Source organism: Enterobacter sp. LU1, assembly GCF_008271405.2.
Lineage (GTDB): Bacteria > Pseudomonadota > Gammaproteobacteria > Enterobacterales > Enterobacteriaceae > Enterobacter > Enterobacter hormaechei_C.
In genome coordinates this window covers 2,200,987-2,224,646 of record NZ_CP043438.2, presented here as the reverse complement: position 1 = coordinate 2,224,646, position 23,660 = coordinate 2,200,987, and the positions used below count along the sequence as shown (strand labels likewise).

General features: G+C 54.5%; 27 protein-coding genes. 3 read left to right on the top strand and 24 right to left on the bottom strand.

Going from position 1 to position 23,660, the window contains the following annotated elements:
• The first annotated feature begins 83 nt into the window (after positions 1-83).
• Positions 84-926: a LysR family transcriptional regulator gene (locus tag FZF21_RS10725; protein WP_017384003.1), complete on the top strand. Its 843-nt coding sequence runs from the start codon at positions 84-86 to the stop codon at positions 924-926.
• On the opposite strand, the gene FZF21_RS10720 is transcribed toward FZF21_RS10725, so the two are convergent.
• Both FZF21_RS10720 and FZF21_RS10715 read right to left on the bottom strand, forming a co-directional pair.
• On the bottom strand, positions 913-2,418 hold the full coding sequence (locus tag FZF21_RS10720; protein ID WP_045349590.1) for a carboxylesterase/lipase family protein: 1,506 nt from the start codon (positions 2,416-2,418) through the stop codon (positions 913-915). The genes FZF21_RS10725 and FZF21_RS10720 overlap by 14 nt on opposite strands.
• A gap of 42 nt (positions 2,419-2,460) precedes the next feature.
• Positions 2,461-3,804 (bottom strand): VOC family protein, encoded by a 1,344-nt coding sequence (locus tag FZF21_RS10715; RefSeq protein ID WP_017384005.1) that lies wholly within the window; start codon positions 3,802-3,804, stop codon positions 2,461-2,463.
• A 227-nt stretch (positions 3,805-4,031) separates the two neighbouring features.
• Here FZF21_RS10715 and FZF21_RS10710 point away from each other — a divergent pair, with 227 nt between their 5' ends.
• Positions 4,032-4,955: a LysR substrate-binding domain-containing protein gene (locus FZF21_RS10710; protein ID WP_015570563.1), complete on the top strand. Its 924-nt coding sequence runs from the start codon at positions 4,032-4,034 to the stop codon at positions 4,953-4,955.
• Between the two features lie 41 nt (positions 4,956-4,996).
• On the opposite strand, the gene FZF21_RS10705 is transcribed toward FZF21_RS10710, so the two are convergent.
• From FZF21_RS10705 to FZF21_RS10690, 4 genes are all read right to left on the bottom strand, one after another.
• On the bottom strand, positions 4,997-6,688 hold the full coding sequence (locus FZF21_RS10705) for a methyl-accepting chemotaxis protein (RefSeq protein ID WP_045338266.1): 1,692 nt from the start codon (positions 6,686-6,688) through the stop codon (positions 4,997-4,999).
• Between the two features lie 159 nt (positions 6,689-6,847).
• The gene (locus FZF21_RS10700; protein WP_017693450.1) at positions 6,848-7,966 is read right to left on the bottom strand and encodes an S-(hydroxymethyl)glutathione dehydrogenase/class III alcohol dehydrogenase; all 1,119 of its coding nucleotides are present in this window, start codon (positions 7,964-7,966) and stop codon (positions 6,848-6,850) included.
• Positions 7,967-7,998: 32 nt separating this feature from the next.
• On the bottom strand, positions 7,999-8,274 hold the full coding sequence (locus tag FZF21_RS10695; RefSeq protein ID WP_032104106.1) for a metal/formaldehyde-sensitive transcriptional repressor: 276 nt from the start codon (positions 8,272-8,274) through the stop codon (positions 7,999-8,001).
• A gap of 374 nt (positions 8,275-8,648) precedes the next feature.
• Positions 8,649-9,611 carry a prophage tail fiber N-terminal domain-containing protein gene (locus tag FZF21_RS10690; protein ID WP_149121334.1) on the bottom strand — a complete coding sequence of 321 codons (963 nt, stop codon included), beginning with the start codon at positions 9,609-9,611 and terminating at the stop codon, positions 8,649-8,651.
• A 190-nt stretch (positions 9,612-9,801) separates the two neighbouring features.
• On the opposite strand from FZF21_RS10690, the gene FZF21_RS10685 reads away from it, so the two are divergent.
• On the top strand, positions 9,802-9,966 hold the full coding sequence (locus tag FZF21_RS10685; protein WP_153677157.1) for a hypothetical protein: 165 nt from the start codon (positions 9,802-9,804) through the stop codon (positions 9,964-9,966).
• On the opposite strand, the gene FZF21_RS10680 is transcribed toward FZF21_RS10685, so the two are convergent.
• The 18 genes from FZF21_RS10680 to FZF21_RS10595 all read right to left on the bottom strand — a co-directional run bounded on the left by FZF21_RS10680 (position 9,956) and on the right by FZF21_RS10595 (position 23,652).
• Positions 9,956-10,381 (bottom strand): tail fiber assembly protein, encoded by a 426-nt coding sequence (locus FZF21_RS10680; RefSeq protein WP_149121335.1) that lies wholly within the window; start codon positions 10,379-10,381, stop codon positions 9,956-9,958. The two genes, FZF21_RS10685 and FZF21_RS10680, sit on opposite strands and share 11 nt — an antisense overlap.
• A 2-nt stretch (positions 10,382-10,383) precedes the next feature.
• Positions 10,384-11,235, bottom strand: coding sequence for a hypothetical protein (locus FZF21_RS10675; RefSeq protein ID WP_149121336.1), 852 nt, complete (start codon positions 11,233-11,235; stop codon positions 10,384-10,386).
• Positions 11,236-11,243: 8 nt separating this feature from the next.
• Entirely contained in the window at positions 11,244-11,831 is a 588-nt protein-coding gene (locus FZF21_RS10670; RefSeq protein WP_149121337.1) for a putative phage tail protein, read from the bottom strand.
• The gene (locus FZF21_RS10665; protein ID WP_149121338.1) at positions 11,813-12,880 is read right to left on the bottom strand and encodes a baseplate J/gp47 family protein; all 1,068 of its coding nucleotides are present in this window, start codon (positions 12,878-12,880) and stop codon (positions 11,813-11,815) included. Before FZF21_RS10665 ends, FZF21_RS10670 begins: the two co-directional genes overlap by 19 nt.
• The gene (locus tag FZF21_RS10660; protein ID WP_149121339.1) at positions 12,873-13,289 is read right to left on the bottom strand and encodes a phage GP46 family protein; all 417 of its coding nucleotides are present in this window, start codon (positions 13,287-13,289) and stop codon (positions 12,873-12,875) included. Before FZF21_RS10660 ends, FZF21_RS10665 begins: the two co-directional genes overlap by 8 nt.
• The gene (locus tag FZF21_RS10655; protein ID WP_149121340.1) at positions 13,286-14,029 is read right to left on the bottom strand and encodes a phage baseplate assembly protein V; all 744 of its coding nucleotides are present in this window, start codon (positions 14,027-14,029) and stop codon (positions 13,286-13,288) included. Before FZF21_RS10655 ends, FZF21_RS10660 begins: the two co-directional genes overlap by 4 nt.
• The gene (locus FZF21_RS10650; RefSeq protein ID WP_149121341.1) at positions 14,029-15,123 is read right to left on the bottom strand and encodes a phage baseplate assembly protein; all 1,095 of its coding nucleotides are present in this window, start codon (positions 15,121-15,123) and stop codon (positions 14,029-14,031) included. Before FZF21_RS10650 ends, FZF21_RS10655 begins: the two co-directional genes overlap by 1 nt.
• On the bottom strand, positions 15,120-16,106 hold the full coding sequence (locus FZF21_RS10645) for a DNA circularization protein (protein ID WP_149121342.1): 987 nt from the start codon (positions 16,104-16,106) through the stop codon (positions 15,120-15,122). Before FZF21_RS10645 ends, FZF21_RS10650 begins: the two co-directional genes overlap by 4 nt.
• A gap of 20 nt (positions 16,107-16,126) precedes the next feature.
• Positions 16,127-16,402, bottom strand: a complete 276-nt coding sequence (locus FZF21_RS10640) for a DNA circularization N-terminal domain-containing protein (protein WP_149121343.1) — start codon at positions 16,400-16,402, stop codon at positions 16,127-16,129.
• A 60-nt stretch (positions 16,403-16,462) separates the two neighbouring features.
• On the bottom strand, positions 16,463-18,196 hold the full coding sequence (locus tag FZF21_RS10635) for a phage tail tape measure protein (protein ID WP_149121344.1): 1,734 nt from the start codon (positions 18,194-18,196) through the stop codon (positions 16,463-16,465).
• A 135-nt stretch (positions 18,197-18,331) separates the two neighbouring features.
• Positions 18,332-18,625, bottom strand: a complete 294-nt coding sequence (locus FZF21_RS10630) for a phage tail assembly protein (RefSeq protein WP_149121346.1) — start codon at positions 18,623-18,625, stop codon at positions 18,332-18,334.
• A complete protein-coding gene (locus FZF21_RS10625; protein WP_149121347.1) occupies positions 18,622-18,978 on the bottom strand; it encodes a phage tail tube protein in 357 nt (118 codons plus the stop codon). The genes FZF21_RS10630 and FZF21_RS10625 overlap by 4 nt, the downstream gene beginning before the upstream one ends.
• A complete protein-coding gene (locus FZF21_RS10620; RefSeq protein WP_149121348.1) occupies positions 18,978-20,483 on the bottom strand; it encodes a phage tail sheath subtilisin-like domain-containing protein in 1,506 nt (501 codons plus the stop codon). The genes FZF21_RS10625 and FZF21_RS10620 overlap by 1 nt, the downstream gene beginning before the upstream one ends.
• A gap of 14 nt (positions 20,484-20,497) precedes the next feature.
• Positions 20,498-21,073: a hypothetical protein gene (locus tag FZF21_RS10615; protein WP_149121349.1), complete on the bottom strand. Its 576-nt coding sequence runs from the start codon at positions 21,071-21,073 to the stop codon at positions 20,498-20,500.
• Positions 21,074-21,075: 2 nt separating this feature from the next.
• Entirely contained in the window at positions 21,076-21,618 is a 543-nt protein-coding gene (locus tag FZF21_RS10610) for a hypothetical protein (RefSeq protein WP_149121350.1), read from the bottom strand.
• A complete protein-coding gene (locus tag FZF21_RS10605) occupies positions 21,602-22,033 on the bottom strand; it encodes a phage head closure protein (protein ID WP_149121351.1) in 432 nt (143 codons plus the stop codon). Before FZF21_RS10605 ends, FZF21_RS10610 begins: the two co-directional genes overlap by 17 nt.
• Positions 22,030-22,302, bottom strand: coding sequence for a head-tail connector protein (locus FZF21_RS10600; RefSeq protein WP_244323628.1), 273 nt, complete (start codon positions 22,300-22,302; stop codon positions 22,030-22,032). Before FZF21_RS10600 ends, FZF21_RS10605 begins: the two co-directional genes overlap by 4 nt.
• 117 nt (positions 22,303-22,419) lie before the next feature.
• Positions 22,420-23,652 (bottom strand): phage major capsid protein, encoded by a 1,233-nt coding sequence (locus FZF21_RS10595; RefSeq protein ID WP_149121353.1) that lies wholly within the window; start codon positions 23,650-23,652, stop codon positions 22,420-22,422.
• Positions 23,653-23,660 lie beyond the last annotated feature (8 nt).

The window sequence follows — 23,660 nt, the reverse complement described above, 5'->3', positions numbered from 1 at the left end:
CTATTCAAACAACAACTTCATTGCCGGGACAATCGAATTGTTGTCATAATAGCCATGACAAAAACGCATAGCTAAGGTGAGATATGTCGCGTCGTTCATTTCCGCTCAATGCCGTAGAGACGTTCATCGTGACCGCGCGTCACCTGAATCTTACCCATGCCGCCAGGGAGCTTTGTCTGACGCAGGGGGCGGTAAGCCGCAAAATCGCCTCGCTGGAAAGCTGGTTCGGCTTCCCGCTGTTCGAGCGCCATGCGCGCGGCCTGCGTCTCTCCTCTCAGGGAAGCGCCCTGCTGCCGGAGCTGCAATCTGCGTTTGAGCACCTGCTGAACGTTGCTGAACAGGCGCGAACGCACCAGACCGTTATTCGTCTGAAAGCGCCTACCTGCGCGATGCGCTGGCTGGTGCCGCGTCTGCTACAGGTGGAGCGCGAACAGCCGGAACTCCAGATTGCGCTGACCACCACCACCGATCATAACGTCAATTTCAAAACCGAATCCTGTGACGCGGCGATTGTGTTTGGGACGCACATGAGCGCCGGCGATCTGCTGTTCGAAGAGGCCTTAACCCCGGTGATGAGCCCGCTACGGGCCGGTTCTGCGCTGGAAACTCTCACCTTCCTTCACCCCACGCGGGACAAAACGGACTGGACGCTGTGGCTGGCGAAACAGCCGGGTCCGCCGCCAGCTATGCTCAAAAATCAACACTTCGAAACCATGGATCTGGCCATTACCGCCGCCATTCAGGGGCTGGGCATCGCCATCGCGGATGAAACGCTGGTGGAGGAGGACGTGCGCGCCGGACGGCTGATGCGGCCTTTTGACACAAGCATAAAGACGGGGGCGAGCTACCGGCTGGTATTACGCGACGCACCCGGCCCGGAAAACGGACTGGATGCGTTTCGCGCCTGTCTGCTCAGTCGAGGCTGACGTGGTGTTTCATCACCCGTTTGAAGAGGCTCATACGGGCACGCATGAAGCGGTTTTCAAGCCGAAAACCTGCATGTTTATTCACACCGATACGTAACAGCACGTCCCGCCCTTTCCGGCAGGCGGGCCAGCGCGTGGGCCCTGCCAGGCTATCGCGTGCCCCCGCATCCCGGGCGAAGCTCACCCAGTAGTCCGCCACCTGAGCGGCGAAGGCCAGATCGAGTTCATTTACATACTGCCGCGAGGGTTCCACCTGTCCAAGGGTATCGAACACGTAGGGCACTTCGTTGCCGTGCCAGGCGCCGTTGATGTACGTCGCGTGCTCCGCTTCGGCCACATAATCAAACCAGTATCGCCAGCACAGGCCGCCCGCCCGCTGCTGCGCCTGCATCACCACGTATCCCATGGTGGTGAAGGCCATGTCGCGGCATACCTGCCTGCCAAGTTCCTCATCGCCCTTCACGCCAGGATAAAGCAGCTTAATCAGCCCCAGGCCAAAGCGCCGCTCGCGGCGAAGCTTCTGGATCTGCCCGGCCAGATCGACCCCGAACACCGACATCACGCTGGCTTCGTCGCTGTTTGACCCAATCATCACCGGTACAGGATGCTGGCGGGCCGCGAAAAAGACGTCGAGCATGGCCTCAGGCAAAACGCAATCCCCCACGATGGGCGCAGGGGCGATATTCAGCGGCGAGGTCAGCGGCCAGAACGCCTCAGGCGGGATCGCGCGAAGCTGTTCCGCGGTGGCATTTTGCAGGCCGAAATGGGCGGCAATCGCTTCGCCTTTATGCATGGCCTGCTCGCGCGGGGTGTCGGGCAGCGTGTACCCGCTTTGCACAATGGCTTTATGGAACAGTCCTCGCGCAAGCGGAGAGGCCATCAGCGACAGCACGCTGCGCGCGCCGGCCGACTCGCCAAATACGGTGATGTTCTCAGGATCGCCGCCGAACGCGGCGATGTTATCGCGCACCCATTCCAGGGCCTGGATCTGATCGAGCAGCGCAAAGTTATGCACCACGCGCTCTTCTTCCCCCTCCAGCGCCGGATGGGCAAAAAAGCCGAGGTGCCCGAGACGGTAATTAATTGTCACCACCACCGCGCCGCGCTTCGCCAGCGCCCTGCCGTTATACGGAGGCAGCCCGCCAGCGCCGAGGGTAAAGCCCCCGCCGTGCAGCCAGACCATCACGGGAAGCGGCGCGGCGCGTGCGATCGGCGACCAGACGTTAAGGTAGAGGCAGTCTTCAGAGAACTGGCCGGGATCGCCGCCGCCCAGCTCCTGACAGCTTTCGCTGCTCTGCCAGCTGGAGGCGGAGAACGCCGTCGCCGGACGCACGCCATCCCAGCGCGCGGGGGGACGCGGGGAGCGCCAGCGCCACTGGCCTACGGGCGGTGCTGCATAGGGAATGCCGCACCACACGTGGGTATCGCCTTCAGTAAAACCAATCAGTGCGCCCTGGCGCGTTTCAACCACAGGGGCGGAGGGATTTTCCATACCAACCTTCTTTTTCCATCACACCCTTGCAGAGTAACGGTTTCAGAGCAAACCGCAACGCTGTTTGCTGCGCGCTTCCGCCTCCTCGTAAAGCGAAAACTCGTCGTACACCGCACAGCCGAGCGCGGCTTCGAAGGCATTGCGGCTGGCATTGCCGTGGCTGCGCGCCTGCGTTTCATTGCCAAGATTCGACTGGAAGATCCCAGCCGCACTGACGGGCAGAAAATCCTCGTAGGTGATGGGCTGTGCCACAACCCAGCCCCGTTCGATCAGCGGCTGCGGATCGTCGCCGGGACGAAACGCGTGTCGATGCGCCTCACCTGTCGGGGTCAGACGGTAGCGGAAATAAGCCAGCCGCTGACGGCGCAGGAACATTTCGCTGTCCGGGAAGGCGCTGAAGATCTCGCGCAGGTGAAGCTGGTGGGTCAGGTTGTCTTTGCCGGTCCCGGCCTGATTTAACAGACTGTCGTACAGCTCGCGCCCTTTCGGCGTAAGGGCCACGCCGCGCTGCTCAATCTCACCGAAACGCGCGGTATGGGTGCCCTTGTGTTCTCCCGCGAAAAGCACCGGCTCCTCCAGCGCCTTAAAGCTGGTCTGGCGCAGGAGGATCGGCACCTCGCGGCGCGGCGGGCCTTCAATCAGAATTTTCGGCTCAATGCCGTACTTCGGCATTAGCTCCTGCACCCGGTCGATATCCAGCGTGCGCGGCGTGAGATGGTTGATATGGCACCCCGGGAAACAGACCACGTCGGCAATCAGGCGATGTTCGTTGCTCAGCGCCAGATAGGTTTCCTGATCGACCGTCGCATGGCGATGCCAGCGGAAGGTTTCCAGGGCTTCCTGCACAAATTCGCGCGCCTGTGCCTCAGTAAAGTGTCCCTGCGCATCATGCAGGTCGATCAGTTCCAGGCAGCGCGGCGTAAAGATGTTGCGCCGGGAGAGGATCTCCGCCGCCCTTTCGCGCAGCGCAACGTTTTCAATCAGCTCCAGGCGCAGCAGCGAGGTAAAAATGCGAAACGGATTACGGCAGAGCGCCGCATCGTCTGTCGGACGAAACGCCGTCGAGTGGACGGGCACGCCCGCCTGGGAGAGATCGTAATAGCTGACCGGGTACATGCCCATAATGGCGAAGATCCGGCGCAGGGTGGAAAGCTCCTGAGCGGTGCCCACGCGGATCGCACCGTGACGTTCAACATTCAGGCGCGCCAGTTCGTCTGCGTTTGCCAGTTGTTCATGTAAAAGTGGGTTATTTTCCAGAACCGCCAGGTTAACGTCCGCCACCAGTTCCAGCAAGGTGCCGTACTGCGGAACTTCCTGCTGGTACATCGCCGACATAGCCTGCGAAAAGTGTTCCCGAATATCATCAGCCGTGATGGTGTTCGCCATGATGTCATGCCTCCAGTGAATACTACCTGGAGTGTAGAGAAGCCCGTTCCTTTCGTTGGGAAGAATTTACGAATTGTGATCCAGGCAGACCAGTGGTCAAAGCGTGGGCATTTTCGAAAAACGGTTGTAACTCAAATAGATCAAATGTTAAAAATATTTTGCTATCAGGTTATCAAATTCAAACATCTTAACTTGTCACCCGCGTCGCTCTGTTTTTAACATCGCCTATGGAAAAAAATGGTCTGTTCAGTCAGCGCATACGCTTGCGCCATTTGCATACTTTTGTGGCCGTCGCTCAACAGGGAACGCTGGGGCGAGCGGCTGAAACCCTTAACCTCAGTCAGCCTGCACTATCCAAAACGCTGAACGAACTGGAACAGCTTACCGGAACCCGCCTGTTCGATCGCGGCCGTCTGGGCGCTCAGCTTACTCTCGTGGGTGAACAGTTCCTGACGCATGCCGTTAAAGTTCTCGATGCCCTCAATACCGCCGGTCAGGCGCTCAACCGTAAAGAGGAGTCGGCCAGCGACATCGTGCGCGTGGGCGCGCTGCCAACGGCGGCGCTGGGTATACTGCCTGCGGCGATCGGCCAGTTCCACCGTCAGCAAAAGCACGCCACGCTTCAGGTCGCGACCATGAATAATACCATGCTGCTGGCGGGCCTGAAGTCAGGCGAGCTGGATCTGGGCATTGGGCGGATGTCCGATCCGGAACTGATGAGCGGCCTGAATTACGAGCTGCTGTTCCTGGAATCGCTGAAGCTGGTCGTGCGTCCGAATCATCCCCTGTTGCAGGACACCGTGACCCTGAGCCGCGTGATGGAGTGGCCGGTGGTAGTCTCACCAAAAGGAACCGTTCCGCGTCAGAATGCGGAGGCGTTGCTGCAAATGCAGGGCTGCACGCTGCCTTCCGGGTGTATTGAAACGCTTTCGGCGTCGCTGTCGCGCCAGCTTACGGTGGATTACGACTACGTGTGGTTTGTGCCGTCCGGCGCGGTGAAGGACGATCTGCGACGCGGTGTGCTTACGGCGCTGCCGGTAACATCGCCCGGCGCGGGAGAACCGATTGGGATCCTGACGCGGGTAGATGCCCCGCTCTCTGAAGGCGCCCAAACGCTGTTAAGCGCCATTCGTAAATCAATGCCTCTCTGACCCTAAACGCAGAACCCGCCGCGAGGGCGGGTCTGTCTTACTCAGAACGTTTCCCAGTTATCACCTGAGACGGCCGCCGCCGGGGTTAAAGGCGCGGGTTTCGCTGCGGTTGCAGCGGCTGTAGTCCGTCCTGCGCGCGCCCCGTTGAGACGAAACGCGCCAACGGCCTCCGTCAGACGTGCGCCCTGCTCTTCCAGCGAGGCCGCCGCCGCAGAAGCTTCTTCCACCAGCGAGGCATTCTGCTGCGTCACCTTGTCCATCTCGGAAATCGCCTGGCTCACCTGAACAATGCCGCGGCTCTGCTCATCGGACGCCGCGGCAATCTCCAGCATAATATCGGTGACGCGTTTAACCGCCTCGACAATCTCATTCATGGTATTGCCCGCCGCAACCACTTCCCCGGAACCCTGATCGATAAGCGACACCGATTCATTAATCAGGCTTTCAATCTCTTTCGCCGCATTCGCGCTGCGGCTTGCCAGGGTGCGGACTTCACTCGCCACGACCGCAAAGCCGCGTCCCTGTTCACCCGCACGCGCCGCCTCGACCGCCGCGTTGAGCGCCAGAATATTGGTCTGGAACGCGATACTGTTAATCACAGCGGTAATTTCAGAGATCTTCTTCGAGCTGGTGGAAATATTACCCATGGTTTTCACCACGCCGGAGACCATCTGCCCCCCGCGGCTGGCCTTACCGGAGGCATCTTCTGCCAGTTTACTCGCATGATGCGCGTTATCGGCGTTCTGTTTCACCGTCGCGGTGAGCTGCTCCATGCTGGCCGCCGTCTGTTCAATCGCCGCCGCCTGCTGCTCGGTACGGGAAGAGAGATCGGTGTTACCCGCGGAGATCTCGCTGGTTCCACGGTAGATCTCCTCCGCCCCTTGCCGCACGGTGCCCACGGTTGTCACCAGCGCGTGCTGCATCGTTTGCAGATCGCGCGTCAGGCGGCCAATTTCGCTGCGTCCGGTCGGTTCGTCCGGCATGGTCAAATCGCCTTTTGCGATATTTTCGATACGCGTAGCGGCTCGCTGGAGCGGGTTTATCACCGTACGGCGCAGCACCACAAAGGTGATCACCGCCAGCGCCAGCGCCAGGCCAAACGCGCCGAACATAAACATCAGCCCCAGCCGGGTGCGGGTGTGAGCCTGTGCCGTCAGCGCGTTGGCGCGTTCGGTGCGGATTTTTATCGCCTTCAGCAGCACCGCGTTATAGGCATCGTCCAGCGGACGCGCGGTCTCATTTTCGTGGTTAATAATGGCTTCAAACATGCCGTTTTTGGCATATTTCAGCATCGGCTGCATACCGGCGATGTAGGCGTCATAGCGGGTTTTCAGATCGCCATCCAGCGCTTCATCAGCCGGGGTACGAACGGTGCGCTTCATATAGGCGGCAAATCCATCCTGCGACTGCCTGATGCGGATCTCAGCCTCAGCGATGTTTTGTTTCATCGCCTCCATCTCCGCGATACGGCTGGCCGCACCCGCGTGGATCATGTTGATACGGGCGGTGCGTAAATGGTTGGAACTGTTTGACAGACCGGTGCGCACCTGGATTTCTGCCGTGACATCCTGCTGATCGTTATCGGCCTGGAGCAGGAAATAGCCTGCCAGACCTGAGCTCAATGCAAACAGGAGAATAATGCCACCGAGAATGGAGGAAAACAGCGGAACCAGCCGGATGTGATGCAAGAAACCCAGCTTAGGCTGCGCCTGCATCGATGTTGTGTTGTCCATGACCGTCGACTCTCTTATAGGTAAGATGCGTAATAACACGCCTGTAAAAGAGTCATCGGCACGCCAGGGAATTAAATTACGTCTAAAAGCGCCGGACAGGTCACACTTTAGAGAAGATCAGGGAAGAAATGCCAGCGGAAAAAACCGCTGGCAGAATAATCAGTTGTCGCCGAAATGGATAACGGTGCGAATGGATTTTCCTTCGTGCATCAGATCGAAGGCTTCGTTGATCTGCTCCAGCGGCAGGCGGTGCGTAATGAACGGATCAAGCTGAATTTTACCGACCATCGCATCTTCAACCATGCCCGGCAGCTGAGTACGGCCTTTCACGCCGCCAAATGCTGACCCGCGCCATACGCGCCCTGTCACCAGCTGGAAGGGACGGGTTTTGATCTCCTGACCCGCGCCGGCCACACCGATAATGATGCTCTCGCCCCAGCCTTTGTGGCAGCACTCCAGCGCTGAGCGCATTACGTTGACGTTGCCGATACATTCGAAGCTAAAGTCCACGCCGCCATCGGTCAGCTCAACGATCACGTCCTGAACCGGTTTGTCGTAGTCTTTCGGGTTGATAAAGTCGGTCGCCCCCATCTCACCTGCGAGCTTAAATTTCTCCGGGTTGGTATCCACAGCAATGATACGCCCAGCTTTCGCCTGTACCGCGCCCTGGATAACCGCCAGACCGATCCCGCCCAGGCCGAACACCGCCACGGTGTCCCCCTCTTTCACTTTCGCCGTGTTATGCACCGCGCCGATACCGGTGGTGACACCGCAGCCGAGCAGACAGACTTTATCCAGCGGGGCCTGCGGATTCACTTTCGCCAGTGAGATCTCGGCGCACACCGTGTATTCGCTGAAGGTGCTGGTACCCATGTAGTGATAAATGGGCTCGCCGTTATAGGAGAAACGGGTGGTGCCGTCCGGCATAAGTCCTTTGCCCTGCGTGGCGCGCACGGCCTGGCAGAGGTTAGTTTTGCCGGATTTGCAGAACTTACACTCGCCGCACTCTGCGGTGTAGAGCGGGATCACATGGTCGCCGGGCTTCAGGCTGGTGACGCCTTCACCCACTTCCACCACCACACCGCCCCCTTCGTGGCCGAGCACCGCCGGGAATACGCCTTCCGGATCGTCACCGGACAGGGTAAACGCATCGGTATGGCAAACGCCGGTGTGGGTAATTTTGATCAGCACTTCGCCTTTCTTCGGCGGAGCAACATCAATTTCAACGATTTTCAGCGGCTGGCCTGGGCCGAACGCGACAGCTGCGCGAGATTTCATGATGTCTTTCCCTTGTTGTGAGGTGTGTGGGTTTATTTTAGATAAGAGCGCAGTAAATGGCCGACTTCCGCCATCCGCACAGCCCGCTGATCCGGGGTGGTCTCCCCCGTCACCAGCTCATCTTTGAGGTGAATTTCGACCATTTCCCCCATCAGACCATTGGCAGCGCCGCGCACGGCGGCAATTTGCTGCAAAATGGCGAGACAGGGATCGCCCGATTCCAGGGCGCGTTCAAGGGCATCAACCTGGCCCCGAATGCGGCGGACGCGGGTCATAATACGTTTTTTATCTTCGGGTGAATGCGGCATACGCCCTCCTGATACTATAGGGGGGTATCCTACCTTTTTTACCAACTCACTGTAAACTTTAACTTTTCCATGGTTATCATTCATTTACCCGATTCGGCAAAAAGACACTATCGGACATAAAGAGCCTTTTTACTGCCCCAAAATTGCCCCCAGGGGTCGTTTTGCCCCCAAATTTGCCCCCATTTTCTATCTGTTTTGCGTAGCTTCTTCCAGTTCCGCTTCACGATGCTTTACGTATTTTTTGTGTGTAGGTATCATCGCTTTCGTTAAAAATCATACTATTCGGTGCGCACCATTTTTATGATTTTTGCCTTCCGTGGCTTATAAGTCCGTTCACCACATCTCCCTTTGGCTGTCTTACATGACGCCAAGAATTAGACGGCAGTCAATGTGATCCTGTATTTTTTATCGCCCACAACAAAGTACAGAGCCCCCTCGCTAGCAATGTAATACATGGTTGGTATAGTTGAGGTTTCAGGTAACGTATCCGTCAGTGCCGCAGCCGGGGGTGGAAAACCTTCATTATAAACAGAGCGTTCAACACCATCTGACGCCTTAAATTTAATACCCTCAGATCCTGCATTATTAAATTCAATTAATAATTTCTCTGCTAACTTGTTCTGTATTAAGTGCGTTTTTTGGTCGTCATACGTCGGAAATATACCACCAACATCCTTGATTTTATCCGCAGCAGTAGAAAAGTAAATACCACCATGCCCGCGGCCTTTATAATCGAGATAATACTTAGCACTACCCCATATGTTTACTCCCGTTAAAAAATCAGGGGGATTGCTTAAAGGGGTATTAAATTGAGTTATAGAACCAGTGAAATAGACATCGCTTTTTATATTTACTCTTTTATTAAAATCAACCGTATAGTCAAATATTGAATACCCTTCAAAATACGTAATTTTTGTAAATTTATTTTCTTTATCTATATATGCTATATTCTCAGCATCAATATAATTTTCTAATTGTTCTGCTACATCTTTAGTCTCCTCCAGAATTTCTTCCATTTCTGCCAAGATTCCTGGCTGCGCCTGATCCACTTTGAAAGCAGTCAAATACTCATTAAGCGTACCGGGCGGGCTATCTGCAAAAATCTGAATATTACCAAGCCATTTTGATCGCCCCTTATTATCAAGTTCGCAAACATTATAAAAGTTGGGCACAAGTGAGACAGTGTAATTTGCTGCCTCATCAGTTGTTAACTGTACTGTTGTTTTAAGTTGCGTTTGAGAAGAGTTATAAAGCGATTCAAACGTAATAGTTTTACCGGGCAGCGGGTTGCCCTCTGGATCCATGTAGGTTCCAGAAATGGTAACTGTAAGTGTCATAACAGCCTCGTAAACATCAATCGAGCGAATGAGTAATAATGAAACATTCACCACTGAAGGAATTTAGCGTAAAATTTCATATTATGATCGTTTTTAGCGATCAATTCGAAGGAATTGATCGTTCTTAACCATTTGAATAGAACTTCTTCTCCCGATACTTTTTACGCTTAATTGTATGGAGGCAAAATAAATGCAGCTCACGGATATAGAAAAGGAATTACTCGCAGGATTTGTAAATAGTAACTGGCAAGATTTTATTGCTTTCGCATCTGAAGCAGTGCCTGAATCAACACTTCACAAGCTTGCCGAAAAGCTCGGGTTAAGCTCTAAATCACCTGAAACAATCAATCAATAATTTGCGGCCAGGCTGGTTTTGGCTCCGCCAGATCTGTCATGTTCAGCAACTTCACAGCGTATGCCTGTAAATTTTTAAGCTCTGCTTTCTGCTCATCGGTTGCCGCTTTCATAGCTGCGGCGGCCAGCAGTGGAAAAGCCCTTTGAGTAATTTTACGCAATAATTCATCACGTCGTTCTGTATTACACTGCAAAACAGCTGCCGAGATATCAACTGACGGATCATCTATCCAGTACATTTCCCCATTATCATCGACAGCTGGCAATTTCCACTGCGGTGCAACGCCCTGATATGACTGCCAGTCAGCTTCGGAAACAGTCACGGCATCTGCTGGCCAGGTTCCCAGTGCATCAAATACTTCTTTATCTTCTTCCCAGTAAAAGCTTCGGGTTGTGTTGCTAAAAAATTTTCTCATAATTAATTACCCGTTAAGACGAATGACCATGTGCCGCTGGCGTTCCTGCTACGCAATGTAAAGGATCCTGAGTTAATAACGGTTGCTGTCCACCATGAGTCGGAATCCTGCCCACCATTCCCCGAAAAAGATCCGCTTATTGCTACAATCTTACTGGGAAAAGCGCGACCGAGAGTTACGGTCACTTCATTATTGTTACTTGCAATCCCTCCGATACCTATTACACGCGCTATTCCGTTTGTGCTTAATGCATACTGATTAGTGCCGATATTATCCATTGTCACACCAACATCCTGGGCTTTAAGCTGAACGGCGCCCGTCTTGCCGTTTACGCTGGTGACAGGTGCGGCGGGAATTGAAACAGTCACATTGCCGTTAGCGTCAGGTTTTGCGCCGTTGACGCTCGCTACTGCTCCCACGTCAGTCGCTTTAAGCTGAACGGCGCCTGTCTTGCCGTTTACGCTGGTGACGGGAGCGCCGGGAATTGAAACAGTCACATTGCCGTTAGCGTCAGGTTTTGCGCCGTTGACGCTCGCTACTGCTCCCACGTCAGTCGCTTTAAGCTGAACGGCGCCTGTCTTGCCGTTTACGCTGGTGACGGGAGCGCCGGGAAGTCCGGCAATAGCAGTAGTAATTTTGCTCTTTATTGCCTCGAGTAATTGTCCGTTATTTTCAGAATCCAGAGTAATACCCTCATCTTCTATAACAGCACAGACTTCTTCCTGAACTGTATCGAAAAATGAGGCATTTAAAGCAGTGGATTGTGTTCCTGTCTGCGGATTGCCATCCGTAAAACCATTTTTACCCGCGCCAAATTTATCTTTTTGCGCTGTCGATGTGTCAATACGATGCATTTTAACTCCTACGGATAACTAAATATAACCACAGTATGTGACGGGCATAATTTATTCATAACGCATTCAGCGACGGTGTTTCCCCACGTTCGAATATGCTCATTACATTTTGAATCACATGTCATAGAGAACACTTTCGTTTCCTCCGTGAAATTAACCTGCCAAACAAAATTAGACATTTCATCGTGAAGCGAATCATTACAATGTGATGTGCACCTGAAATTATCGCCGCCGAAAGTTGTAATTGTTGCGTCCGGATATCCGATATCATCCAGCACTGATAAATAAAAATCTTCTGTAATACCGCCGACAGCATTAACTTTTGAATTTAGCCTCCGCTGCCGTTCTTCCAGCGTATCAGCTCCCGGCACTGAGCAGGAATCGGGCAACCCACTAACAGTTTCCCATCGTTCGAGTAATTCCACGGTCTGTCGGGGGTCACTTTCACGCACCAGGTCATTAGCGCGCTCATGTACCGCTGCGAAGGCTGGTACCAGCCCTGCAAGAAGAGGATCGTTATCACTCCACGCAGGGCCAGGCGGTAAAAGGTTATGTAACTGCTGCTGGTAATTCTGCGTTAACTGGTCTGTGTCCATGTAAAGGCTCCGGCAACGGGCAGCTCAGTGGCCCCAAGCGTAATATCGGCGTCCGGCATGAGACGGGTGTGGCTGTATTCACCCGCCGCGGCACTAATAGCTTCATCGAGACGCGACATTTCAAGCGTCGCCGATGGCTGCCCGTCGCGCTTGAGCCAGGCTTTTACTTCGCTTTGTACTGCTGCGCGGGTATCGGCAGTGTCGGGGTTAACCAGTATCTGGAAATCAACAGTTTTGACTGCTGGGCCAAACACAAAAAGGGCTGAGCCAGCAACCGCCGATTTTGGCGCGATGTAGTCATAAACATTCTGAACTTCCTGCGCAGTTGGAGTCGGATCATTGTCGTCATCCGTTGCGCACAGCACGCCGACTGTCCCCAACCCCGCATAGTTTCGTAATGTCCACGCCCGGGTAATGCCCTGTACGCTTTCAGCCCATACAATATAATCAGGATCAGCACCGGACTGCGGCACGTAGTACCAGTGGTCGATGATTCTGGCACGCCACTGCTCTAAATCTTCCAGATCAGTACCGCCATTGATAGTATCAGCGGCGCCGCGAGAAGGCAGACCGGCGACAGGGCTAACCAGCATCAAGCCTGTGCCGTCGTCTGTATTTCCATCATCCCCCGCCGTTTCGCACATCACTGGCGCACGCATAACACCGCCCGCCGAAGTTGTGGAGGTGGTAACAGTGAATGTCACCTGATCATCACGCTGGATTTCCACACCTTCATCAATCACCAGTCCGTCACTTACCCCATCCCAGCGCACCCAGCCTGCCGCCGCTGCGGGTTGTTTGCGAGGGCATTTTTTCAGATTGCCGTGCCGGTACAGCCAGGCTTCATCTGCCAAATCAGGGAGCAGATTGCGGGCAAGATAATCCAAATAGCCATACAGTGAATTAACAGCAGCAGCCGTTGCGCGGGAATACACTTCAGCATTTGCCCGGCGTAAAACCTCATCTTGCTGGAAGCGGGAAAGAATATCGTTGCGAATCTGAGTAATAAGCTCAGGCAGTGGCGGGCGGTAAAAATCGCTGTCAGCCATAATTTAAAATTCTCCAGTAATCATCGAATCGCATGTTCCATGTAGTCCCATCGCGCTGATAAATCTTGATATCGAGCACAGCGGATTCCTGCCCGATGCGGCGTGAATCAACGTCGATACGCGCGGCCACGCCGTCGTCGAGCATCCACTGAAGCGCTTCGGTCGCGTAATCACGCGCCCGGTTCAGCGTATCGTTTGTGATCTTCTCACGGCCCAGCAGCCAGAGCCGGGAGCCTATCCGATCCCCTGTAACTGTGGGATATGTGTCACCCCACCAGCCCATCGGCGTCGGGGCATTAACATCAGGGTTCGCTCGGCGCCAGGAGAAAAGGGAAATAATCACCGCCCGCGGTATAGGGTTTGTTACCGCAGTCTGATCAGTTAAAACACCATTTAGGAAAAAAATCATATCGGTGTGCCCGTAGTTCCGCCGCTGTCACCAGGATGACGATGCAATGCGCCAGACTTACCAGATGAGAGATGATCTGTAGCTGTACTGGTGCCAGTAGTTTGCTGATTGCCTTGAAGTGTGAGGTTTCCGCGCAGTACTGCATTACCCGCTGCGCCGCCACCGGCATCGCTGACAGTAAGATTACCGTTAAGCCCAATTTGTGGAGCGGAAACACTGACTGTGTATGTCGCTTTGATTGAACAAGCGGCAGTTGTCAGCGCAGTAGATGTTGAGGCATCAAGTGTGAATATTTTTGTTTTTATATCTGCTGCGTTGGCAGCATTCACATTGAATGATTTGGTTTTAATATTCACCGCATCAGCCGCGTTAACGTTGAAAATTTTTGTATTCAGTTCGACGATATTTCCACGCTTAAATGTCAGCGTATCACCTTCGTCGGTGTAAATTGCCACCTCCCCGGCAGTCAGCCCTTTGATACGATAACGCCGGTCGGCAACCATCAGGATCACACCGTGCGAGCGGTCACCGTCAGGGAACAGGGCGAACCCTTCCGCACCGGTCAGCGGCGCGCTTGTGAATCCGTAGGGTTCCAGGTGTTCGACGTTTTCTTTTGGTTCTCCGGGCATCAGTTCAACCTGAAGCATCTGGCATTTTTTTGCCGTATCCAGACCTGTAACGACCGCACGAGCCAGCAGGTTCTGTAATGTGCGCTCGATGCGCGAAAATGCTGATTTCATCAGAAGCTCCCCCCATCATCGTCGGACCGGCGGCGACGGCGGCGGTGGCGCTTCTCTGTTTGCGGTTCAGGCATGTAAGCAGCCAGCGGACCAACGCGCAGGCGCGTGGTTAAACCACCGTTATCGAGTTGCCAGGTAGTTTCTGCCACCACAAGCTCCGCGTTATCGAACCCCATTACCGGATCCCACACGACGACGCGCTGGTTTGGTTGCCAGAGTTGGCCATCGCCCTGGCGCCACCCCACTACCGTATAAGTGGTTTCAAGTGTTAAGCCCTCGCGGTGCGCCTGTTCGTACTGCGCCCGCGCTTTTGCGGTGGCAAGCGTGGCGTTTCCGCACTGTTTAATGATCAAAGGCCTGTAGCGTTTAACAGCGCCATCTTTCACTGTTGTGGTAATTTTGCTGTTCGTTGTCTCGCCATAATCTTCGTCTGAACCGGCCCGCTGGCCAGAAACGGTGTACTCAGAAAAGCGGTCGCTGAAATCACGGGGACTTTCTGCACTGATCACGTTCTGCCCCAGGACAAGTGCGGTATGCGCCTTTTCATTGCCAACGGTGTCCAGTACAAGCGCGCCGTCGGCATTGTCGAACGCAAGCACCTGCTCAAGCCCGAGAAGCCGATTAAGTGCTTCGCTGACGGTCTCGCCATAGTCAATTTGAAAGCTGGTTAACGTGGCGCTCTCCGGCGTGGCGCTGACCACATTCACGCCGAACGGCTGCGCCAGCGTGCTGACGATTTGCGCCAGGCTGCGGTTAGTGAACTGGCCTGGCTGCGTCGGCGCCGAACAGTCGATCAGGTCTTCGGTTTTGCTGCGGCCTGCAATGCTGGCGCTGACACTGTTTGCGTCATAGCGCAGCGGCGTGGAATCAACATACCCCGTTAATACTTTATCGTCGCCGATCAGCACTTCAACAACATCACCATCGATGACCGGCAGCGCCAATGCTGCAAGATTGTTGCTCTGCGGCCACTGCCGTGTAATCTCTACATCAAAGTTGCGGGCTATCCGGTCGATACCTGCTGAAATATTTACGCGCGTCCAGCCTGCAAATTCCTTTCCGTTGACGCGCAGGGTCACATCATGATCATTCATTCAGAAGCCACTCGCAGTGGGTCCGGCGGTACAAAACCGGGGTGAGGAATATTGTTAAGCGCGACAATTTCAGCGCCTCGCCCGGCATCGTCGTACCACGTAGATGCCAGCACAACAGCAGGGGTAACATCGTCCGGCGTGCGGGTGATCATTTTTGCTGACTGCTGAAGGCGCTTCTGGATATCCAGCAAAACAGCCTGCCTCAGATTCTCAAGACGAATAAACGGATCATCACCTGTAACACGGCATGTTTCACGGTCAAAAAGCTGGCTATAAGTTACCCGCTGCCGCGTTAGCTGGTCATAACTGACGGGCATTATCGTCACTTTGCTTACCTGCCCCGGCGTGTCGTTTAACGCCGAATGGCTATTAGCAGCCAGGCGTGGATTGCGCTGGGTCGGAGTCGGTAGCTCAGAGAATTGACGGGTGGACTGTACAACTGCGGTGCTGCGCATCAGCTGCGAAAATGAGTTTGTCGCACGGGTAATTTGCTGCTCTGTTGCGCTTAACGTTGGCCACACGCCCCGCGGCGCCAGTGAAGTAAAAGCGGCAACAGATTTAAGAATATCAACCGCACTAATTGCGCTGTCAGTGTTGTAATAAATCGACTTCCCGGCGGCCCACATTTCCTGGACGCGCTCGATAATTTCAGCGCCTTGCGATGGGGGCGGGAACAGCACGGACAGATCACCCTGCAACAGCCTGGCGGCATCGCTTATGCCGGTGTCCACCACTTCGAAAACCTCGATCACATCATCAAGCATATCGCTTGCATTCTGCATAACACCGTCACTGATCCAGCCCGGTCCGGTCAAATCGAAATCTTCAAGAAATTTATCAGCAAAAGACTGATCAGCCTGGTCTGCCGCTTTTTGAACGTTCTGTTCAGTAGCGCCGCCGGATGTCGGGTAGTTCAACTGTCCAGCTTCAACGAACTGAAGCGAAATTGTGCACATGCCGCCGTTGTCACGACGGTGCTGCACCTTTATTTCACCGTCAACGTTTACACTCCATAGTACGGGTGAATCAGCGTTGCACTGCCGCCCTGCTCAAGCGCAGTAAGCAGGCGATCACGCTGGCTCATGTAGTCGTTGCCAACAAGATAGGCGGAAACGGAGTATCGCCGCGCTTTGCGGCCCATATCTTGCGTAAACGGCACATCGCGCAACGGGTATTCGTGCGTAGTTGCCCGTCGCCCAAACGTGCCTTCATCGCCAGAGACTTTGAACGGCACGCCGCGGAATGATGCTGGCTGTAATTTGAATAACCAGGAACCCATAATTCACCCAACAAAAAACCCGCCGAAGCGGGTGTGTGTTTTTCCAGATAGGAGGCAGGACTATCGCATTAAATATGACGATGAAAATTGTGAATAGCCAACCTCAGATTTCACTTTCACACCCGGCGTATTGGTCTGCCCCTCAGATACGCGCATCCCCGGAGGGGCGCCGTCGAATCTGACGACAAGCTCACCCTGCAACTGCGATTTCGCGCCAGTGAGGATCTGCTGGCCGGTCGGCGCGCTGTAGTTGTACGCCGGGCCGCTACCACGATTAAACGGGCTAGGCGCCTGTTGCCCGGTAGCCACCTGTATGTCGTGCAATAACGCCACTCCCGTCTGCTTGTTTGCAACCTCCTGCTGCACAGCCAACAGACCGAAGCCTGGTGTATTGGCTGGTTTATTGAAGTTGAACGCATCGGCGACGGTCTGCTGTTGTGGCGTAAGCGGTTTTGGCGCCAGCGGTTTGCCGTGTTCCCACGCATCCTTAATAGTGCTCCAGTTCGTCGCGATAAACGTACCCGCCGCCACCAGCGATCCCAGCATCAACCCCAATGGCCCGACAGCAGCCACCAGCATACCGATTGCAGCCATCCCCCCAATCGCAGTAAGCCCAGCAGCAGCCCCAGCAGCAATCTTTATTATTTCGGGGTTTGCTTTCACGAAGTCGGCGACTTCATTGAGCAATGGCATAGCCTGGTTTAGCCCATCACTGACAGCAGGAAGCAGCGCATCACCCGTATTAACGCTGATCCTGTTAATGTTGTTCTGCAATAGTTCGAGCTGGTTCGCCGTTGTGCTGGCCCTGCTCGCATATTCCTTCTGCATCGAGCCAGCATATTGCGCTGAATCGGCCACGCGGTTGAAGTTTGTTTTCAACAAACTGAGGTTGGCCAGCAGCGGCGCGATGGCCCCCACTGATTCTTCGCCGAACAACGATTTAAGCACCGCCACGCGCTTTTCGGGTGCAACCTTGCTCAACTGAGTAAACACGTTTTCAAGCGCGGCTTTACCGTTCTTCTGCAAATCAGACGCCAGCGTTTTCGGGTTAAGGTGCAGAAACTTCATCGACTTTTTCTGGTCTTTCGTCATTTTCTGGCCAGATGCCAGCGTGGTGAAGACCTTTTTGATGGCGGTGGCCGCTACGTCAGATTGAATACCAGCAGATCCGATCGTCGAACCAAGTGCGGCTACATCAGCAGCGGTAAAACCAGCAATCTTCCCAAGCGACCCGACGCGCGTCACGACATCAGTGATATTTGCTGCTGTCGTCGGACCGGTGTTCCCGAGGTAGTTAATCTGATCAGCCAGTTCAGAAACCTGATCCTGCGTGAGCCCGAGCGACACGCGCCATTGTGCCATTTGCTGCCCGGCTTCTTCTGCTGTTTCGTCGAACGCGATCCCCATTTTAACGGCTGTGGTTGCGAACTCTTTCAAATCCCCGGCAGCAAGCCCGGCCTGGCCACCTGCGGCAACGATTTTAGCGATGTCGTTGGCAGCCATCGGCAATTGCGTGGACATTTCAAGAATGTCCTGGCCCATCTGCTTAAACTGCTCCGGACGGTCAAAGTTCACGACTTTGCGCACGTCGGCCATCGAGCTTTCAAACTCCATCGCATCTTTGACGGGTTTTGCCAGCGCAAGCGACCATGCGGTACCGAACGCACCCGCCATAAGTGCTTTTTCTTTGATCCCTTTCCCGGCCTTTTTAACGTTTTTTGAAATGCCATCGAGCACCGGCGAAAGCTTGTCTACGCCGGTGATGATCGCTTTTAACTGAAAGCTGTCAGCCACGATTGCGCGCCTCCGCTATTCTGACCGCGTGCGATTCCATCGCGAAAAATTCCCCCAGTGGTTTACGCATAATATTCACCGGGTCGAGATGCCAGAAAAACGCCAGGTCATACACCCGGCGTTCGAGCTGCTGGATCAGCTTTTCGTCTGGCTCTCCTGTTGTTTCGTCATAAAAAAACGCCACACGGCCCAGCAGAGATTATTAAGGTCGTATGCACTAAGCGTTTTCAGCGACGAAGGCGGAACGCCTGCAAGTTCGGGAATGTATTTGAAGGCGGTCTGCGTGTTGATCGTAAAGTTGCCGTTGCCGTCCAGTGAAACAGGAGTTCCCAGTTTCTGAATTTGTTCAAAAGTGGGATCCTGCAATTCCAGCGTTCTGAGTTCTTCGCCATGGGCTTGAATAGGGGTTGTAAGGTCTACTGGAATCATTGGAAAAATCCTGTTTTACCGTGAAATTCAAGATCGGCTGTGCCTTCCTCGGCGTTGAAACTGGCCTCACCTGACAGCCAGGCTTCGCGCAGCACATACACCATGCCGTTTGCCAGCTCGGCGGTCGCCGTCATCGTGTCAGCGGTGGTGATTTTGTCGATCGGGAAGTTGCCCGGCACTTTAAAGGTGCCTTTGATGTATGGCGCCCGGTAGGTTTCCTTGTAATCCACGGATTTATCGAGGCCGATCACATCATCGCGTGACGTAGTGTTAAGCGGCACCTCAATGCCGCCGGTTAAGGACAGCTGATCGCCGTCCAGTTTGAAATATGTGGTTCCAGCGATGCGAGACATTACGCGGCCTCCTGATACTGTAAGCGGAACTGGTTAACGAGGGCGAAGACACGCAGCTGATTGATGTAATCAGGCGGGAACAGCACATTGACGCGGTTTGGATCGTTCGCGTCACGCTCAACTACCAGATATTTTTTGAACAGGTCGAAATTCTCGACGATCCCGGCCTCTTCCATGATTTGGTACTGTGCACACATTTCAGCCTTAATAACCGTCGGCGTGACAATCGCCTGGCCAGGACCGAAGCGTGTACCGTCGTTCGCCAGTTTGTGACGTCCGTATTTACTTGTGACGCAGGTTTCAAGCGCGCGCAGAACGTAAGCACTGGTGTGCAGCGTTTCGCTGTCGAGATAGCTGTTATCCTTTTCCCCGAATGAGTTTTTCTGATACGTCGTTACAGCGCGCTCAATAAAGGCGTTGCTGCCTTGCGCATAGCTGGTAGCGATCCCGGAGTTAAGCAAGGTGTTGCGCTGCGTTTTCTGGAAGCGTTTCCCCGCAGGTGCTGGCAGGGCGCCATTGAGCTGCCCCGTCTGAGTTGGCCTGGCAGGATCGGCGCGGATGAATACAGCGTTGCGCGCAGTAAAGATAGCGGCCCATTCGTCAGAACATGTCTGGTTTGTCGGCTCGTTACCATCAATGCTGACGTGCTGATCGTTACGTGTGGTACCGAACGATTGCAGGCTGCCGAGATCACCCATTTTCGCGCTGTACACGTGCCCGTAACTCTGGCGGCCCGGCGCCCAGCGCCCCGTTGAATCGTTCATTGCCAGACCAATGGCGTCCAGGCTCGCGCTGTCGTTGAACGGGAACGCGATAAAATCACAGTCTTCATCGCCCAGGGAAGAAATGGCATCTGTAAAATCAGGTGCACCAGCACCGCCAGCCATCGCAGTGATCGTAATAGTTACACCCTGCGGGAGCACCTCACCACCTGCGCTACCGTAATAATTAATGCTGACAGGGATTTCATTACCGAAAAGGCCAATATTTTTTGCTTCCAGCGTAACGGTGTTTAAATTTTGTTCCGACGCTTCGCCAACAACCGGCAGATCATGATTGGCGTTTATTGCCTTAACAATATTGCCACCGATGATGTCGGCCGTATCTGCGGCACTAACGGCGATCTGCACGCGCTTAACCCCGATATAGAGGGAAATAACGCCAGCAGAAATTGCAGCGCCGCCAACCAGAATGGTGCCAGTGGCTTTTGCTCCTGCGGGTTCTGGCACGGCAATCGCCCATAGTTGGCCGCTGGAATCGACATTGCGGTAAGCAGCAGCCATTCGCGCAAGCTGGCTACCAGCGCCCGCCTGCACTTTCAGTTCGCTGACGCTGGAAACAAGTGTCAACTCGTTTAGAGGTATCGTGCTGCCGTTCAGCGCATGCCCAAAAATAACGGTCGGCTGCGTTGCCGTAGCTGTGTTAGCCTGGCTGTTGTCCATTTCTGCATAGAACAACGGCACCAGAATCCCGGATGCCGGGATGGTGTTAAAACTTACGGACATAATAATCTCCGTTATCAGGTGGATTCTTTGGAAGGCAGCGCAATGTCTGCCTGAAATTCAGGGCGACCGTCCAGGCCTTTGCCGGGGTCGATAAGGTCAACATCGATGTGGACGGTTTTTAATTCAGGTAGCGCCGCCAGTTCAATTTCCTGCCACGTATCTTCCGGGCCGATTTCGAACGTGGCCTGAAAATCAAACTTGTAATAGAGGATCGCACGGTTCATATCCAGCAGCACGCCGCCGCGGTATTCAATCCCGAACGTGTATTCAGGCCTCGGCTGCCAGCCCAACAGCGCCCGCCATAATTTTCGACGAACAAGGTGCACAGCGTCGTCGATTGAGTTAAGGCCCAGCTCGTCAAGACGGTTATCCAGCGCCACAACAACAGAAAACCCGTCGGTGCATTCCTGCCAATAATCAGTCTGGCTTTTCTGCTCTCCGGTTTCGTCATGTAGCGGGATCACGTAAGCAGCCGGAAGCGATAATTTCCCCACCTCTGGCAGCGGGCGAAACTCCGCCGCCCCGCTGACGCGCTGGCAAAAATCAGGTACGCGCTCGCGCAGGGCATTAATAATCGTGCTCAGTTCCATTATTAAATCGGCTCCGGTTTTACTGCGCGGCGCAGCGCGTTAAAGAGTGTGCGTTCCGTCCAGTATTTTTTGTCTTTCAGGGCTTCGGTCATGTAGTTGCCGCGGGGCTGGATGCGCCAGCCACTGCCGCCAGACGCGCCTTTGTGATGTGATTTCGTACGCACGGCACCGCGGCGCACGCCATAGAACAGATAGGCGGGATAAAATCCGCTGCTGCCAGGTACATGGTGCAACTGCATTGGTGTCATACCGCGCCCGCGCTTCTGGTTTGGGGCAATTTTCACCATGAAACCGGGGCGGCGCCCGCTGGCGCCCGGCACGTAGTAACCGATGGAGCGCACCGTGGCGCCGGACCAGTAACCAGGATCCTCGCCAGGCTTCGAACCGTGCCGCTGGCTGATACGCTCGCGCGCGCTCTGCTGAATCGTGCGCCCGATTTTGTGGAATGCGTGGCGCACTACCCGGCGGTTGAACACCACTTTTTTCGCGTCTGGAAAATCGACGTGGACGTATGATCCGCCCTGCGGGTTACCGAGTGTTGCCATAGCCATACCCCCCGTAAAATGTGGATTCACCCGGCGGCGGGTCGTCCGGCACTTCTGCGCCGAGCTCTTTCACGCTGATGCGGGTAAAGCGCTTTCCATCATTCAGCGCGCCAGCGCGCACCACGCGATACACAGAGCCGTCGCGTACAACTTCCATGCTGTTCGTAATATCGGTGCGGCGGCGAATAACGATCACATGCGTGATTTTTTCGTCGGTCTGCATCGAGTTCAGATAAGCGCTGTCGGACACCTGCCGTACCCGGCCCCAGCATTCAAACGTTTCGGTGTACACGGGTTCGGTACCGCCCCCTGGCGTGGGCACATCTTGCCGGACCCTGAACTGGAGACGCTCGTTCAACTCTCCGGGCTGCGGCAGCCGGTATGTTGCGTTAACTTCAGTCAACTGGCGTTTCATAGTGGGATATACCTGTATGGATCGACGAGCCAGTTATATGCCAGTGGCGCCTCGCTCTGCTCAAAGTCGTTAACGGCTACGCGGTTTTCGTACCAGTACCCCACCAGCAGGAGCATAGCCTGCTTAATGTCGTCTGGCAGGAGCAGACCATCAGGATCGGTGTCTAGCACCTCCTTTTCGTAGAGATTCCTGTTGATACGGGTTTCAGTGCGGGTTTGCGCAGCAGTACCGAGGGCAGTTAACAGCGCATCGTCTTCTGTAAAATCCATTTCAACGCGGCACTGAGATTTTATTTCTTCAAGTGTCAGCAAAGGCATTTAAGACCCCATGCCCGCCGGGTGACGGGCATAAAAAAACCGCTTTCGCGGCATTTCGTTGAATAATTGCTATTTTGCAGTCGCTGCACCGCCGACGAGCGCTTTGATCGCGGCGACATCTTCAAGTGCGGTATCAAAGCGGTAAAATGCCAGGAATCCAACCTGATCATATTCTGCATAACGCTCAACCAGGCGTTTCAGCGACATATAGCGCACACGACGAATCAGGAATCGGCTAAAGTCTCCACAGAAAATAAATTTATTGCCGCTGCCGATATCAGCGATCGCCTGGTCGATCTCATACGGTACTTGCAGTACGGTGGCAGGCGTACCACCGGCGACAGATGGTAGCCAGAGCGGGCGACCCTGCGAATCCACCATTTCTTCGATCAGTTCAAGCGTGTTGTCGTTGAAAGCAAAGCGGAATTTCAGCCCACGGCGATATGCCGGATCAACAGCATGTTTCAGCTTGTTCATTTCCTGCCAGGTAAACGTATTGGACTTGGCCGCCGCTACGGTTCCCGTAACAGCCGCGTTCAGTCCCTTCGGCTGTACGGGAGAGCCAGAACCAGTGCCCTGCACGATCAAGCGCGATTCAGTGCGCCCGATACGCTCACCAACACGGTTAGCGAGGAACGCCTCCATGTTGATTGCGCTGTCCTGAAGCAGTTCGTTAGAAACGCGGATGATTCTTGATGACAATTTTTTGGCGCCAACGGAAACCGAACCAAAGGAAGTATCAAGTTCAGTTGCTGCGGTATTTTCGCCGATCAGTTCCCCCTCTTCTGCGGTGCCATCACTTGTTGGCCAGTCGATTTCCTGCCCGTTGCTGGTATACATCACCTGGGCAATATTGGCGATCCCGCCATATGCTTTCATCGACTCAATGACCTGGTTCATCATCTGAACCGGTACGGTATAGCCGCCTTTATCGGCCTGACCTTCTCCCATGGCGCGCATTTCACGCATAATCTGCTGTTCTTCGGTGGACAAGTCACCGATGCCGCGACGAATAAAGCTGTCGAATACCGCGGCGCGCTGCACATCCTGAGGGGTGCCTGGGTTATTTTTGTTCAGTTTATTGCGCTGCTCATTTTCGCGGCCACGCACTTCATCATCATCAAGCGCCCGCAGTTCTTCTTCGCGTGCGATCGCTTCATCCAGCTTTTTAAGCTCTGATTTAGCGTTATTCCACTCGGAGCGCTGTTCCTCCGTCCACGTACTTTCGCCGATCTTGTCATGCAGAGCGCGCATATCGGCAGCGATGGTATTGCGTTTCTGCTGCATTTCATGAAGTTTCATAGAGCTAT

What these genes read in the sequence shown, in the direction of transcription:
- FZF21_RS10610 (WP_149121350.1), bottom strand. Translation starts at nt 21,618, where the DNA reads ATGGCAACACTCGGTAACCCGCAGGGCGGATCATACGTCCACGTCGAT.
- FZF21_RS10620 (WP_149121348.1), bottom strand. Translation starts at nt 20,483, where the DNA reads ATGTCCGTAAGTTTTAACACCATCCCGGCATCCGGGATTCTGGTGCCG.
- FZF21_RS10720 (WP_045349590.1), bottom strand. Translation starts at nt 2,418, where the DNA reads ATGGAAAATCCCTCCGCCCCTGTGGTTGAAACGCGCCAGGGCGCACTG.
- FZF21_RS10630 (WP_149121346.1), bottom strand. Translation starts at nt 18,625, where the DNA reads ATGATTCCAGTAGACCTTACAACCCCTATTCAAGCCCATGGCGAAGAA.
- FZF21_RS10700 (WP_017693450.1), bottom strand. Translation starts at nt 7,966, where the DNA reads ATGAAATCTCGCGCAGCTGTCGCGTTCGGCCCAGGCCAGCCGCTGAAA.
- FZF21_RS10695 (WP_032104106.1), bottom strand. Translation starts at nt 8,274, where the DNA reads ATGCCGCATTCACCCGAAGATAAAAAACGTATTATGACCCGCGTCCGC.
- FZF21_RS10605 (WP_149121351.1), bottom strand. Translation starts at nt 22,033, where the DNA reads ATGAAACGCCAGTTGACTGAAGTTAACGCAACATACCGGCTGCCGCAG.
- FZF21_RS10675 (WP_149121336.1), bottom strand. Translation starts at nt 11,235, where the DNA reads ATGCATCGTATTGACACATCGACAGCGCAAAAAGATAAATTTGGCGCG.
- FZF21_RS10665 (WP_149121338.1), bottom strand. Translation starts at nt 12,880, where the DNA reads ATGGCTGACAGCGATTTTTACCGCCCGCCACTGCCTGAGCTTATTACT.
- FZF21_RS10595 (WP_149121353.1), bottom strand. Translation starts at nt 23,652, where the DNA reads ATGAAACTTCATGAAATGCAGCAGAAACGCAATACCATCGCTGCCGAT.
- FZF21_RS10725 (WP_017384003.1), top strand. Translation starts at nt 84, where the DNA reads ATGTCGCGTCGTTCATTTCCGCTCAATGCCGTAGAGACGTTCATCGTG.
- FZF21_RS10640 (WP_149121343.1), bottom strand. Translation starts at nt 16,402, where the DNA reads ATGGGTTCCTGGTTATTCAAATTACAGCCAGCATCATTCCGCGGCGTG.
- FZF21_RS10615 (WP_149121349.1), bottom strand. Translation starts at nt 21,073, where the DNA reads ATGGAACTGAGCACGATTATTAATGCCCTGCGCGAGCGCGTACCTGAT.
- FZF21_RS10685 (WP_153677157.1), top strand. Translation starts at nt 9,802, where the DNA reads ATGCAGCTCACGGATATAGAAAAGGAATTACTCGCAGGATTTGTAAAT.
- FZF21_RS10655 (WP_149121340.1), bottom strand. Translation starts at nt 14,029, where the DNA reads ATGAAATCAGCATTTTCGCGCATCGAGCGCACATTACAGAACCTGCTG.
- FZF21_RS10660 (WP_149121339.1), bottom strand. Translation starts at nt 13,289, where the DNA reads ATGATTTTTTTCCTAAATGGTGTTTTAACTGATCAGACTGCGGTAACA.
- FZF21_RS10625 (WP_149121347.1), bottom strand. Translation starts at nt 18,978, where the DNA reads ATGTCTCGCATCGCTGGAACCACATATTTCAAACTGGACGGCGATCAG.
- FZF21_RS10650 (WP_149121341.1), bottom strand. Translation starts at nt 15,123, where the DNA reads ATGAATGATCATGATGTGACCCTGCGCGTCAACGGAAAGGAATTTGCA.
- FZF21_RS10705 (WP_045338266.1), bottom strand. Translation starts at nt 6,688, where the DNA reads ATGGACAACACAACATCGATGCAGGCGCAGCCTAAGCTGGGTTTCTTG.
- FZF21_RS10690 (WP_149121334.1), bottom strand. Translation starts at nt 9,611, where the DNA reads ATGACACTTACAGTTACCATTTCTGGAACCTACATGGATCCAGAGGGC.
- FZF21_RS10680 (WP_149121335.1), bottom strand. Translation starts at nt 10,381, where the DNA reads ATGAGAAAATTTTTTAGCAACACAACCCGAAGCTTTTACTGGGAAGAA.
- FZF21_RS10670 (WP_149121337.1), bottom strand. Translation starts at nt 11,831, where the DNA reads ATGGACACAGACCAGTTAACGCAGAATTACCAGCAGCAGTTACATAAC.
- FZF21_RS10600 (WP_244323628.1), bottom strand. Translation starts at nt 22,302, where the DNA reads ATGGATTTTACAGAAGACGATGCGCTGTTAACTGCCCTCGGTACTGCT.
- FZF21_RS10715 (WP_017384005.1), bottom strand. Translation starts at nt 3,804, where the DNA reads ATGGCGAACACCATCACGGCTGATGATATTCGGGAACACTTTTCGCAG.
- FZF21_RS10710 (WP_015570563.1), top strand. Translation starts at nt 4,032, where the DNA reads ATGGAAAAAAATGGTCTGTTCAGTCAGCGCATACGCTTGCGCCATTTG.